Consider the following 12,921-nt stretch of genomic DNA (forward strand, 5'->3'; position numbering starts at 1 on the left):
AAAACTCTTTTAATGTAGCGCGTGCGGCGCCTTAGTTAAGATGCTTTCAAGAAAGACGATGAAAGCGGTGAGTTGATGAAAGAGACGGCTCCCGCTGTTTCTGCCTGGGCCGCTAGCTGGCACATCCGTCAGTTTCAGTTATCGGTGACTCTATACCGTGAATTGCGTCGTCTGGCTGATCCCGAGACCGGAATTTGCAGCGGTACATGATGCCGCTGACGCAGGTGACTGGGCAGGTTATGTTAATGCCAGGGCAGCGCCTTTGGGCGTCGTGCCGATTTGCAGGTGCGCACGCTTTACGAGCCGCGCGCTGAGTTTAACCAGAACGGTGAGGAGACTCTCTGCATTCATGGCATCTACGACGCAACGGTCGGCGCTGCCTCCCCTGTTCTGACCCGCCTCACGCAGTGGAAAATTGTTCCGAAGCGTGCCGTTGATTTGGCCATTGACCTTAAGGGCGCGACCGCGCCCTCTCGGAGTTCTGTCAATAACTGTAGCCACGAAAGAGCGCGATGCTGTCCAGAATACGCGTCCTGAAATACCGAAAGCAGCGGTGATCGTCAGACATTCCTTCGTGAAATCATCCACACAGGTGAGGCACTCGATCCTGCGACCGCTGGCCAGTGCGTCCATAACGAAATTCATCGACCATGTAAGGTTCGGCGTATCCGGGCGCAGAAGCGGAAACCGTTCGGTCGCCAGTCCTTTACGGCGTCGTCTGCGTTTTACGCTCAGTCCATTAAGGTGGTGAATACGGTATACCCGCTTGTGATTGACGTGAAGACCCTCACGACGTATTAACTGCCAGATGCGCCGGTAACTAAAACACCTTCGTTCGAGTGCCAGTTCTGTGATACGCCCTGATAAATGTGCATCAGCCGCCGGACGCTGAGCCTTATAGCGGCAGGTCGACAGAGACAAACCTGTAAGCCTGCAGGCACGACGGTGCGACAGACCGGTCGCATCACACATAAACTTAACGGCTTCCCGCTTGTGGCCTGTCATCAGTACTTTCGCCCCGGAGCCACCTGAAGAGCTTCCTTATCCAGCATGGCCTCGGCAAGCAGCTTCCTGAGTCTGGCGTTCTTTTCCTCAGGCGGCTTCAGGCGTTTAACCCCGGGCACTTCCATACCGCCATACTTCTTGCGCCAGGTATAAAAGGTTGCGTCGGAAATGGCGTGCTTACAGCTGAGCTCATGGGCAGAAACCCCGGCTTCAGCTTCGAGGAGGATACTGATGATCTGTTGGTCGGAAAAACGCTTCTTCATGGGGATGTCCTCATGTGGCTTATGAAGACATTACTGACATCGTGGTGTATTAATTAACCGGAAGCAGATCAGGCGAGCTCAATACAGCCTTTGTGCTGCCGGGCATTTTTCCGTCGGTAACCCCGCCCCGTCACCCTCAGCGGATGCGTGGCATGTAACTTTCCCCGATGGCGCGATAATTGAGTACGAACCGAAATCAGGGTCCTGACCGTCAGCGGCATCAAAATCACCACGGTAACCGCCTCCGAATCCCTTACCGCCACGGTGTCTGTGGTGACTGTTAAAGCGTCCTCGCGCATCACGCTCGATACACCGGCAATAAAAAAGGGGTTAGCATTACGCTAACCCCTTGTTCTATAACACGCTTTGGATGTAGCGCGTGCGCAGTCTTAGTTAAGACGCTCTTTAATACGAGCAGACTTACCGGTGCGCTCACGCAGGTAGTACAGTTTAGCTTTACGTACAGCACCACGACGTTTAACAGCAATGCTGTCAACTACCGGAGAGTGAGTCTGGAAGACACGCTCAACGCCTTCGCCGTTGGAAATTTTGCGAACAGTGAATGCAGAGTGCAGACCGCGGTTACGAATAGCGATAACCACGCCCTCGAATGCCTGCAGACGTTTTTTGGAACCTTCAACAACCCATACTTTCACTTCCACGGTATCGCCCGGACGGAAGGAAGGTACGTCCTGCTTCATCTGCTCTTGTTCAATTTGCTTAATGATGTTGCTCATAATTTAATCTCTTATCCTGGGTAAACTGATATTTGGAGGGCTTAAGCCATCCCATCATGTTTCTGTTGCTGCTGTTGTGCGTGTTCTTTTTTGAACTCCGCCAGCAACCTTGCTTGCTCTTCAGTCAGAGCCAGGTTTTCCAGAAGTTCAGGTCTTCTAAGCCAGGTGCGGCCCAGCGACTGCTTCAGACGCCAGCGACGTATCTCGGCATGATTTCCCGACAGCAAAACCGCCGGTACTTCCATCCCTTCTAACACTTCAGGACGAGTATAGTGCGGGCAGTCCAGCAATCCATCAGCAAAGGAGTCTTCCGTTGCTGAAGCTTCGTGGCCCAGCACCCCCGGAATAAACCGGGAAACCGAGTCAATCAGCGTCATTGCTGGCAGCTCACCGCCACTGAGCACGTAATCACCAATAGACCACTCTTCATCGATCTCGGTCTGGATTACCCGCTCATCTATCCCTTCGTAGCGACCGCACACCAGAATCAGTTTCTGATTAGTAGCCAGTTCGCTCACGCCCGCTTGATCAAGCTTGCGTCCCTGAGGCGAAAGATAAATCACCTTCGCGCCTTCGCCCGCCGCGGCTTTCGCTGCGTGTATGGCGTCCCGTAAGGGGTTCACCATCATTAGCATTCCCGGTCCGCCGCCGTAAGGACGTTCGTCCACGGTACGGTGCCGGTCATGAGCGAAGTCACGTGGACTCCAGCTCTCAATGCTCAGCAGGCCTTTTTTTACTGCCCGGCCAGTTACCCCGTAGTCGGTAATCGCGCGGAACATTTCAGGAAACAGGCTAATTATGCCAATCCACATAGCGCCGTCTTTTACCGTATATCCGGAGGTTTAAAAACCAGGATCCCAATCTACTTCAATGGTTTGAGTAGTGAGATCGACTTTCTTGATAACCTGCCCATCGAGGAACGGAACCAACCGCTCCTTGATACCAAATGCATCTTTCAGGTTTGCCTTGATGACGAGAACGTCATTCGACCCGGTTTCCATCATATCGACGACTTTACCGAGGCTGTAACCTTCAGTAGTCACTACCTGGCAACCCATAAGGTCTTTCCAGTAGTAGTCACCCTCTTCCAGTTCCGGCAGCTGCGCGGAATCAACGAGAATTTCGCAATTCGTCAGAAGATTCGCGGCATCGCGATCGTCAACGCCTTTCAGCTTAATGACGATATCCTGATTGTGGTAGCGCCAGCTTTCCAGCTCAATGCTCTGCCACTGACCCGCCTTCTGGATAAACCAGGGCTGATAGTCAAAAATGCTTTCGGCGTCTTCGGTGGAGGAAAACACTCTGAGCCAACCACGAATTCCGTAAGAAGATCCCAGCTTGCCAACAATAATTGGTTCAGCAGGGGCCGATGCGGTTTGTTGCTTGCTCATCATGACCACCGTGACAGATTAAGCTGCTTTCTTTGCTTCTTTGATCAGCGCGGAAACGCGATCGGAAACGGTAGCGCCCTGGCCAACCCAATGAGCGATGCGATCCAGATCCAGGCGAGTGCCTTCTTCTTTCTCAGATGCGATCGGGTTGAAGAAACCAACGCGCTCAATGAAGCGACCGTTGCGTGCATTACGGCTGTCAGTAACAACAACCTGGTAGAACGGACGCTTTTTAGCGCCGTGACGAGCTAAACGAATAGTTACCATAACATCCTCTTGTGTGAATAAAACACCCGGCCCCATCGAGGAACGGAGCCTGGTGTCATATTAAAAGCCCGAAAATTTTACTGATTTTGGGGGGAATTGCAATCAAGATAAAGCAAACAAGGGAAATAAGGCGTATGTCGGTGTAGCCAGTTTGGTTCCGGCGTGCGCGCAGAAAGCGGAGCGTACACGTAGTACGTGAGCATTTCGAGCACACCCCGGGGCCAAAATGGCAAACAAGATAGCCTTATACCCTTGTTTTAGCGGCCAGGGAAACCGGGGGGCATCATCCCTTTCATGCCACGCATCATCTTCGCCATACCGCCCTTCTTCATCTTCTTCATCATGCGCTGCATGTCGTCGAATTGTTTGAGCAGACGGTTGACGTCCTGCACCTGCATACCGCAGCCTGCGGCGATGCGGCGTTTGCGCGAGCCTTTGATGATGTCCGGGTTGGCGCGCTCTTTGAAGGTCATCGAGTTGATGATCGCTTCCATACGCACCAGCACTTTGTCATCCATCTGCGCTTTCACGTTGTCCGGAATCTGCCCCATGCCCGGCAGCTTGCCCATCAGGCTCGCCATGCCGCCCATGTTTTTCATCTGGCGCAGCTGCTCAAGGAAGTCGGTCAGATCGAAGCCGTCGCCTTTTTTCAGCTTGTTCGCCAGCTTCTCAGCCTGCGCGCGGTCAACTTTGCTTTCGATATCTTCAATAAGCGACAGCACATCGCCCATGCCGAGAATACGCGACGCGATACGGTCCGGGTGGAACGGCTCCAGCGCTTCGGTTTTCTCACCGACGCCGAGGAATTTGATCGGTTTACCGGTGATGTGGCGGATAGAGAGCGCCGCACCGCCGCGGGCATCACCATCCACTTTGGTCAGCACGACACCGGTCAACGGCAGCGCTTCATTAAACGCCTTCGCCGTGTTAGCGGCATCCTGACCGGTCATGGCGTCGACGACAAACAGCGTCTCAACGGGCTTAATCGTTGCGTGAACCTGTTTGATCTCCTCCATCATCGCTTCATCAACGTGCAGACGACCGGCGGTATCCACCAGCAGCACGTCATAAAACTTCAGCTTCGCCTCTTTCAGCGCCGCGTTAACGATGTCGACCGGCTTTTGCGCCACATCAGAGGGGAAAAAATCGACCCCAACCTGCTGCGCCAGCGTCTCCAGCTGTTTGATCGCCGCCGGGCGGTAAACGTCCGCGGAGACGACCATCACTTTCTTCTTGTGCTTCTCGCGCAGGAACTTACCGAGCTTACCAACGCTGGTGGTTTTACCCGCACCCTGCAGGCCCGCCATCAGCACTACCGCCGGCGGCTGTGCCGCCAGGTTGAGGCTCTGGTTCTCTTCGCCCATCGCGGCAACCAGCTCGTTGCGCACGATTTTGACGAACTCCTGGCCCGGGGTCAGGCTCTTGTTGACTTCATGGCCTACCGCTTTCTCTTTCACGCGGTTGATAAAGTCACGCACTACCGGCAGCGCAACGTCGGCTTCCAGCAGCGCCATGCGCACTTCGCGCAGGGTCTCTTTGATGTTGTCTTCAGTGAGGCGTCCACGGCCACTGATATTGCGCAGTGAGCGCGACAAACGATCGGTTAAATTATCAAACATTGTCTCTCGCCTGAGGTGATACGATTGGCCGCCAGCGCGACGCATAACAGAAATTTGCCGCAGTATAGCATGAAGACATCGCGGCTGTATGTGATGGAACTGTTGGAGGCTGGGTCACGTAACGTTATACTGCTTCTCTTTCTCTCTTAGTCAACTGTCGACACGCCTATGCCCGTTTTTGCCCTGATCGCTCTTGTCGCCTACTCAACCAGCATCGCGCTGATTGTTCCCAGCCTGTTACAAAAAAACAGCGGCTGGCGCAAAATGGCCATCTTTTCAGCGGTGCTTGCGCTTATATTCCACGGCTTCGCGCTGAAAGAGCGCATCTTCCCTGACGATGGCGGTCAAAATCTCAGCCTGCTGAACGTCGGTTCACTGGTCAGCCTAATGATCTGTTCGGTGATGACAATCGTCGCCTCGAAAAACCGCGGCTGGCTGCTGCTGCCGATTGTCTATACGTTCGCGTTAATCAATCTCGCTTTCGCCATTTTCATGCCGAATGAGTTCATCACCCATCTGGAAACCACGCCCGGCATGATGGTGCATATCGGTCTGTCGCTGTTCGCCTATGCCACCTTAATTATCGCGGCAATGTATGCACTCCAGCTGGCGTGGATTGATTACCAGTTGAAGAACAAGAAGCTGGCTTTCAGCAGCGAAATGCCGCCGCTGCTGGTGATTGAGCGCAAGATGTTTCATATCACCCAGGTCGGCGTGGTGCTGCTGACGCTGACGCTCTGCACTGGCCTGTTTTATATGCAAAACCTGTTCAGTATGGAGAATATCGACAAAGCGGTGCTCTCAATCATCGCCTGGTTTGTCTATATTGTCCTGCTGTGGGGCCACTATCACGAAGGCTGGCGCGGTCGTCGCGTCGTCTGGTTCAATGTCGCAGGAGCCGGTATTTTAACGCTCGCCTATTTCGGCAGCCGCGTCCTGCAACACTTCATAAGTTAAAGCAAAGGAGTTCCCCCTGGAACACATCTCTACCACGACGCTGATTGTTACCCTTATCATCATGGTCGTGGTTTCAGCCTATTTCTCCGGTTCAGAAACCGGAATGATGACCCTCAACCGCTATCGCCTGCGCCACATGGCTAAACAGGGCAACCGTGCGGCCAAACGCGTCGAAAAACTGCTGCGTAAGCCGGATCGCCTGATTAGCCTGGTGCTGATCGGCAACAATTTGGTCAACATTCTCGCCTCGTCGCTGGCGACCATTGTCGGCATGCGCCTGTACGGTAATGCCGGTGTTGCCATCGCCACCGGTGTGCTGACCTTCGTGGTGCTGGTGTTTGCCGAAGTGCTGCCAAAAACCATCGCTGCCCTTTATCCGGAAAAGGTCGCGTTTCCCAGCAGCCTGCTGCTCGGCCCGCTGCAAATTATCATGCTGCCGCTGGTGTGGCTGTTAAACGGTGTGACGCGTATTTTGATGCGCATGATTGGCATTAAAGCTGATGTGGTGGTCAGCGGTGCGCTCAGTAAAGAGGAGCTGCGCACCATCGTTCACGAGTCGCGCTCGAAAATCTCCCGCCGTAACCAGGATATGCTGCTGTCGATTCTCGATCTGGAGAAGGTCAGTGTTGATGACATCATGGTGCCGCGCAATGAGATCGTCGGTATCGATATCAATGACGACTGGAAATCGATTGTGCGCCAGCTGACCCACTCGCCGCACGGTCGCATTGTGCTCTATCGCGACTCGCTGGATGATGCCATCAGCATGCTGCGCGTGCGCGAAGCCTATCGTCTGATGACCGAGAAGAACGAGTTCACCAAAGAGGTGATGCTGCGCGCAGCAGATGAAATCTACTACGTGCCGGAAGGGACGCCGCTCAGCGTTCAGCTGGTGAAGTTTCAGCGTAATAAGAAGAAAGTCGGCCTGGTGGTGGATGAGTATGGCGATATTCAGGGGCTGGTGACGGTTGAGGATATTCTTGAAGAGATTGTCGGTGACTTCACCACCTCCATGTCGCCCGCACTGGCGGATGAAGCGACGCCGCAGAATGACGGTTCGGTCATTATCGACGGTAGTGCCAGCGTGCGCGAGTTGAACAAAGCCTTTAACTGGCGCTTACCGGAAGATGAAGCGCGGACCATCAACGGCATGGTGCTTGAAGAGCTGGAGGAGATCCCGGCGGCGGGGACGCGCGTACGTATTGAGCAGTACGATATCGATATTCTCGATGTGCAGGAGAATATGATTAAGCAAGTAAAAGTGATCCCGGTTAAAGCGCTACGTGAGAGCGTTACAGAGTAAAAAAAACCCTCTCAGCATGAGAGGGTTTTCGTTTTACGCTTTCGCTTTGGCGACGGTGACCATCGCGGCGCGAATGGTGCGGCCATTCAGGGTGAACCCTTTCTGCATCACTCCCAGCACGTTGCCAGCGCTGACCTCTTCCGACTCGACCATCGCAATCGCCTGATGCACATTTGGATCCAGCGGAACGTTGGTGTCTGCAATCACCTCGACACCAAATTTCTTCACTACATCCAGCATGTTTTTCAGGGTCAGTTCGATACCTTCGACCATCGGTGCCATCGCGGCGTTCTCTTTGTCAGCCACTTCCAGCGCGCGATCCAGACTATCGATGACCGGCAGCAGTTCATTAACGAACTTCTCCAGCGCGAATTTGTGCGCTTTCTCGATATCCAGCTCGGTACGGCGACGCAGATTTTCCATCTCCGCTTTGATACGCAGTACCGTCTCGCGCTCGCGGGTTTCCGCTGCTGCTAACTGCGCTTCGAGGTTCGCAATTTTCTCATCGCGCGGATCCACCTGCTCAGCGGCTTCGTCAGGCTCAACTACTGCCTCAACGTCGTCGTGCTGTTCCTTGATAATCTCTTCCGGGGACTGCCCGTCAGGCGTTTTCTGTTCTTCACTACTCATGAATTTCTCCGCGTTTTTTTGCAATCATCTCGCTAACCTGCATTATTATGGGGATCCGTTTCCTGGATTCAAGGGAACAAGTCAGATTGTCATCATTCATTCGCCACAAGGACCCGCAAAAAATGACCCAACATTTCAAGTGTATTGGTATTGTCGGGCACCCGCGCCACCCTACCGCGCTCACCACACATGAAATGCTCTACCGCTGGCTGCATGCCAAAGGCTATGACGTGATGGTTGAACAGCGCATCGCCCATGAGCTGAAACTCTCAAATGTGCGAACCGGTACGCTGGCGGACATTGGTCAACAGGCGGATCTGGCAGTGGTGGTCGGCGGCGATGGCAATATGCTTGGCGCGGCGCGCACGCTGGCGCGTTACGACATCAAAGTGATTGGCATTAACCGCGGCAATCTGGGCTTTCTGACCGATCTCGATCCCGATAATGCGCAACAGCAGCTGGCCGATGTACTCGAGGGCCACTACATCGCCGAGAAACGTTTTTTACTGGAAGTGCAGGTGTGCCAGCAGGATTGCCAGAAACGCATCAGCACCGCGATTAATGAAGTGGTGCTGCACCCAGGCAAAGTCGCGCACATGATTGAGTTTGAAGTCTATATAGATGAAGTGTTTGCCTTCTCCCAGCGCTCAGATGGCCTGATTATCTCCACGCCAACCGGCTCTACGGCCTACTCGCTCTCCGCGGGTGGCCCGATTCTCACCCCTTCGCTGGACGCCATTACGCTGGTGCCCATGTTTCCGCATACTCTCTCTGCACGCCCGCTGGTGATTAACAGTAGTAGCACCATTCGACTGCGTTTCTCCCATCGCCGTAGCGACCTTGAAGTGAGCTGCGACAGCCAGATTGCGCTGCCGATTCAGGAGGGTGAAGATGTGTTAATTCGCCGCTGCGACTATCACCTGAATCTTATCCATCCAAAAGATTACAGCTATTTCAATACGTTAAGTTCTAAGCTCGGCTGGTCGAAAAAATTGTTCTGAAAAGCGGCTGCGGGGCTTTACTGTATATAATTCCAGTTTATACTGTACGAAAACACAGTTATGGTTTTTCATACAGGAAAGCAACCATGTTGGCACAACTCACTATCAGTAATTTTGCTATCGTTCGTGAGCTTGAGATCGATTTTAATAGCGGGATGACGGCTATTACCGGCGAAACCGGTGCAGGTAAATCCATTGCGATTGATGCGCTCGGGCTCTGCCTTGGCGGTCGCGCTGAAGCTGACATGGTACGCGCCGGCGCACAGCGCGCCGATCTTTGCGCCCGCTTTGCCCTGAAAGACACCCCTGCCGCGCAGCGCTGGCTCGAAGAGAACCAGCTTGAAGATGGACGTGAGTGTTTACTTCGCCGCGTCATCAGCAGCGATGGCCGCTCCCGCGGCTTTATTAACGGTACTGCCGTTCCCCTTTCCCAGCTACGTGAACTGGGCCAGCTGCTTATCCAGATCCACGGCCAGCATGCGCATCAGCTGCTGATTAAATCCGAACACCAAAAAACCCTGCTCGACGGCTATGCCGGTGAGTATGCGCTCACTCAGCAAATGGGGGAGCGCTACCGCGCCTGGCATCAAAGCTGTCGCGAGCTGGCACAGCATCAGCAGCAGAGCCAGGAGCGCGCCGCGCGCGCCGAGCTGCTGCATTATCAGCTGAAAGAGCTTAATGAGTTCAGCCCGCAGCCGGGCGAGTTCGAACAGATTGATGAAGAGTACAAACGTCTCGCTAACAGCGGACAACTGCTCTCCACCAGTCAGCATGCCCTGAATGTGCTTGCCGACGGCGAAGACGTTAACCTGCAGAGCCAGCTCTACAGCGCCCGCCAGCTGCTTACAGAGCTGACCGGGATGGATACGCGTCTCTCCAGCGTGCTGGAGATGCTGGAGGAGGCGGCGATCCAGATCAGCGAAGCTAGCGATGAGCTGCGCCACTACTGCGACCGTTTAGACCTCGACCCGAACCGCCTTTACGAGCTGGAGCAGCGTATCTCCCGCCAAATCTCGCTGGCGCGCAAGCACCACATCGCGCCGGAAGAGCTGCCGCAGTTCCACCAGTCTCTGCTTGATGAGCAGCAGCTGCTTGAAGATCAGGCTGATTCGCAGGAGACGCTGGCGCTGGCCGTTAGCCATCACCACCAGCTGGCGCTGGAGAGCGCGCAGCAGCTGCATGCGCAGCGCGTGAAGTATGCGCAGGAGCTGAGCCAGCTCATCACCGAAAGTATGCACTTACTCTCCATGCCGCACGGCGTGTTTGAGATTGATGTAGCCTTCAACGATCACACGCTGACGGCTGACGGAGCGGATCGCATTGAGTTCCGCGTCACCACCAACCCAGGCCAGCCGCTGCAGGCGATTGCCAAAGTGGCCTCCGGCGGTGAGCTGTCGCGTATCGCGCTGGCGATTCAGGTGATTACCGCCCGTAAGATGGAAACCCCGGCGCTGATCTTCGATGAAGTGGACGTGGGTATCAGCGGCCCGACCGCTGCCGTTGTGGGGAAAATGCTGCGCCAGCTGGGCGAATCAACACAGGTTATGTGCGTGACGCACCTGCCGCAGGTGGCCGGTTGCGGGCATCACCACTTCTATGTCAGCAAAGAGACCGATGGTGCCATGACGGAAACCCATATGCAGCCGCTGGATAAACGTGCGCGCCTGCAGGAGCTGGCGCGTCTGCTGGGCGGCAGCGAAGTGACGCGTAACGCGCTGGCGAATGCCAAAGAGCTGCTGGCAGCGTAAACTTTTCGGTAATATGACGGTCTGACTTCTCGACAAAACGACAACAGACCCGGCCACAAAGGTTTTAAACTGGCGAAAGGTCTATTATTATCGGCATATTACATATGAGCCACGTACTGTTCGGGCCCGAAAAGGAATCAAATCACTATGCGCTGTAAAATGCTGACTGCTGCCGCAGCGGTTCTTCTGATGTTGACCGCTGGTTGCTCCACTCTGGAACGCGTGGTTTACCGTCCGGATATCAACCAGGGGAACTACCTGACGCCCACCGACGTTGCAAAAATCCGCGTGGGCATGACGCAACAGCAGGTTGCGTATGCACTGGGAACCCCGATGATGAGCGACCCGTTTGGCACCAACACCTGGTTCTATATCTTCCGTCAGCAGCCAGGCCATGAAAATGTGACTCAGCAGACGCTGACCCTCACCTTCAACAGCAACGGCGTGTTAACCAATATCGACAACAAACCGGCGCTAACCAACCAGCGCTAAGTTTGAAAAAAGCGGTAAACGCCAGACGGTTTTACCGCCAGTAAAAGAAAAAGGTGCTCAGTGAGCACCTTTTTTTGTATCTCGCGCCAGGCTAATCGGTTACGACTTGTTTGCCGCTTTCTCGTTCGCCGCTTTTTCCGCCCGCTGGCGACGCAGCTCTTTCGGATCGGCAATCAGCGGGCGGTAGATCTCCACGCGGTCGCCATCATTGACGTTGTCGTGCAGTTTTACCGTCCGGCTGTAAATCCCCACCTTATTCACCTTTAAGTCGATATCTTCGCGCAGCTCCAGCAGCCCGGACGCGCGGATCGCCTCTTCGACGGTCGCGCCCACCTCCAGCTTCACCCGCAGCAGATACTGCTTTTCTGGCAAAGCATAGGCCACTTCAACAGCGATGTTACCCGGCACGATAAACCTCTTTCGCGCGATGGGTAAACGCCTGCACCATATTCGCCGCCAGCTCTTTAAAGATGCGACCGAAAGCCAGCTCAATCAGCTTGTTGGTAAACTCGAAATCGAGCTGAAACTCGACCCGGCAGGCATTTGAGCTGAGCGGGGAAAAGGTCCAGCCGCCGCTCAGCGACTTAAACGGGCCATCCACCAGGTGCATCAAAATGCTTTTGTTAGCTTCCAGCGTGTTGCGGGTGGTAAAGGTCTTGCTGATCCCCGCTTTCGACACGTCCACAGCCGCCGTCATCTCCGTCGGGCCGGAGTCGATAATTCGGCTGCCGGTACACCCCGGCAGAAACTGCGGGTAGGAGTCCACATCGTTCACTAATTGATACATCTGCTCCGCGCTATAGGGCACCAGCGCAGTACGGCTAATCTGAGGCATAAGGTTTTCCGCATTCACACAATCGTTAAATAATAACATCTCCCCCGGTTGAAAGGAAAACGCGTTGCCCTAACTCATGCTAAGATAACCCGTTCAGCCTCACAGGACGCAATGAGGTCAGTTTCAGATATCAGATTACCGGATGGCTCCACGATACTATGACGAAGAAAAAAGCATATAAACCAGGTTCAGCCACCATTGCGCTGAACAAGCGCGCCCGCCATGAATACTTCATTGAAGAGGAGTTTGAGGCCGGGCTTTCACTGCAGGGCTGGGAAGTAAAATCCTTACGTGCCGGTAAAGCCAATATTGGCGATAGCTACGTGATCCTGAAAGATGGAGAAGCCTATCTCTTTGGCGCTAACTTCACGCCGCTGACCGTCGCCTCCAGCCACTATGTTTGCGACCCGACGCGCACGCGTAAACTGCTGCTGAACCAGCGCGAGCTGGATTCACTCTACGGCCGCATCAACCGCGAAGGTTACACCGTGGTTGCGCTCTCCCTTTACTGGAAGAACGCCTGGTGCAAAGTGAAAATCGGCGTGGCGAAAGGTAAGAAGCAGCACGATAAACGCACCGATCTGAAAGAGCGCGAATGGCAGCTCGATAAAGCACGTATCATGAAAAACGCGGGCCGCTAAGTGCACGCCCGCGCTGCCCTCTCACCCCGGGA

14 protein-coding genes and 3 pseudogenes are annotated in these 12,921 nt (G+C 54.5%); 8 read left to right on the forward strand and 9 right to left on the reverse strand.

All coding sequences use genetic code 11. The features are described from left to right. Positions 1-48 precede the first annotated feature (48 nt). A pseudogene (locus tag HF650_RS18085) lies at positions 49-498 on the forward strand (replication endonuclease); the annotation flags it as partial. On the opposite strand, the pseudogene HF650_RS18090 reads toward HF650_RS18085, so the two are convergent. Continuing rightward, a pseudogene (locus tag HF650_RS18090) lies at positions 494-1,268 on the reverse strand (transposase); the annotation flags it as partial. The pseudogenes HF650_RS18085 and HF650_RS18090 sit on opposite strands and share 5 nt — an antisense overlap. Positions 1,269-1,339: 71 nt before the next feature. Here HF650_RS18090 and HF650_RS25360 point away from each other — a divergent pair. Continuing rightward, positions 1,340-1,583: pseudogene (locus HF650_RS25360) on the forward strand (phage baseplate assembly protein V); the annotation flags it as partial. Positions 1,584-1,657: 74 nt separating this feature from the next. Here the strand turns inward: HF650_RS25360 and rplS are convergent. From rplS to ffh, 5 genes are all read right to left on the reverse strand, one after another. Beyond that, positions 1,658-2,005: a 50S ribosomal protein L19 gene (gene rplS, locus HF650_RS18095; protein WP_006178051.1), complete on the reverse strand. Its 348-nt coding sequence runs from the start codon at positions 2,003-2,005 to the stop codon at positions 1,658-1,660. Positions 2,006-2,046: 41 nt separating this feature from the next. After that, the gene (trmD, locus tag HF650_RS18100) at positions 2,047-2,817 is read right to left on the reverse strand and encodes a tRNA (guanosine(37)-N1)-methyltransferase TrmD (RefSeq protein ID WP_187799784.1); all 771 of its coding nucleotides are present in this window, start codon (positions 2,815-2,817) and stop codon (positions 2,047-2,049) included. 30 nt (positions 2,818-2,847) lie between these two features. Further along, complete coding sequence (gene rimM, locus HF650_RS18105; protein WP_187802745.1) at positions 2,848-3,396, reverse strand: ribosome maturation factor RimM; 549 nt, start codon at positions 3,394-3,396, stop codon at positions 2,848-2,850. Positions 3,397-3,414: 18 nt separating this feature from the next. Further along, complete coding sequence (gene rpsP, locus HF650_RS18110) at positions 3,415-3,663, reverse strand: 30S ribosomal protein S16 (protein ID WP_187799785.1); 249 nt, start codon at positions 3,661-3,663, stop codon at positions 3,415-3,417. Positions 3,664-3,920: 257 nt separating this feature from the next. Continuing rightward, positions 3,921-5,282, reverse strand: a complete 1,362-nt coding sequence (gene ffh, locus HF650_RS18115; RefSeq protein ID WP_187799786.1) for a signal recognition particle protein — start codon at positions 5,280-5,282, stop codon at positions 3,921-3,923. A 168-nt stretch (positions 5,283-5,450) separates the two neighbouring features. Here ffh and HF650_RS18120 point away from each other — a divergent pair, with 168 nt between their 5' ends. Both HF650_RS18120 and HF650_RS18125 read left to right on the forward strand, forming a co-directional pair. Then, the gene (locus HF650_RS18120; RefSeq protein ID WP_187799787.1) at positions 5,451-6,239 is read left to right on the forward strand and encodes an inner membrane protein YpjD; all 789 of its coding nucleotides are present in this window, start codon (positions 5,451-5,453) and stop codon (positions 6,237-6,239) included. Positions 6,240-6,255: 16 nt separating this feature from the next. After that, entirely contained in the window at positions 6,256-7,542 is a 1,287-nt protein-coding gene (locus tag HF650_RS18125) for an HlyC/CorC family transporter (protein WP_187802746.1), read from the forward strand. A 33-nt stretch (positions 7,543-7,575) separates the two neighbouring features. Here HF650_RS18125 and grpE read toward each other — a convergent pair whose 3' ends face one another. After that, entirely contained in the window at positions 7,576-8,172 is a 597-nt protein-coding gene (gene grpE, locus HF650_RS18130) for a nucleotide exchange factor GrpE (RefSeq protein ID WP_187799788.1), read from the reverse strand. 122 nt (positions 8,173-8,294) lie between these two features. On the opposite strand from grpE, the gene nadK reads away from it, so the two are divergent. From nadK to bamE, 3 genes are all read left to right on the forward strand, one after another. Further along, positions 8,295-9,173, forward strand: a complete 879-nt coding sequence (nadK, locus tag HF650_RS18135) for an NAD(+) kinase (RefSeq protein WP_042712406.1) — start codon at positions 8,295-8,297, stop codon at positions 9,171-9,173. Positions 9,174-9,259: 86 nt separating this feature from the next. Further along, complete coding sequence (recN, locus tag HF650_RS18140) at positions 9,260-10,921, forward strand: DNA repair protein RecN (protein WP_187799789.1); 1,662 nt, start codon at positions 9,260-9,262, stop codon at positions 10,919-10,921. 147 nt (positions 10,922-11,068) lie between these two features. Beyond that, positions 11,069-11,413 carry an outer membrane protein assembly factor BamE gene (gene bamE, locus HF650_RS18145; protein WP_187799790.1) on the forward strand — a complete coding sequence of 115 codons (345 nt, stop codon included), beginning with the start codon at positions 11,069-11,071 and terminating at the stop codon, positions 11,411-11,413. A gap of 99 nt (positions 11,414-11,512) precedes the next feature. Here bamE and HF650_RS18150 read toward each other — a convergent pair whose 3' ends face one another. Both HF650_RS18150 and HF650_RS18155 read right to left on the reverse strand, forming a co-directional pair. After that, positions 11,513-11,821: an RnfH family protein gene (locus HF650_RS18150; protein ID WP_187799791.1), complete on the reverse strand. Its 309-nt coding sequence runs from the start codon at positions 11,819-11,821 to the stop codon at positions 11,513-11,515. Beyond that, complete coding sequence (locus HF650_RS18155) at positions 11,811-12,248, reverse strand: type II toxin-antitoxin system RatA family toxin (protein ID WP_223284202.1); 438 nt, start codon at positions 12,246-12,248, stop codon at positions 11,811-11,813. Before HF650_RS18155 ends, HF650_RS18150 begins: the two co-directional genes overlap by 11 nt. Positions 12,249-12,406: 158 nt before the next feature. On the opposite strand from HF650_RS18155, the gene smpB reads away from it, so the two are divergent. Continuing rightward, entirely contained in the window at positions 12,407-12,889 is a 483-nt protein-coding gene (gene smpB, locus HF650_RS18160; RefSeq protein WP_187799793.1) for an SsrA-binding protein SmpB, read from the forward strand. The last annotated feature ends 32 nt before the right edge of the window (positions 12,890-12,921 follow it).

The organism is Kosakonia sp. SMBL-WEM22 (assembly GCF_014490785.1).
GTDB lineage: Bacteria > Pseudomonadota > Gammaproteobacteria > Enterobacterales > Enterobacteriaceae > Kosakonia.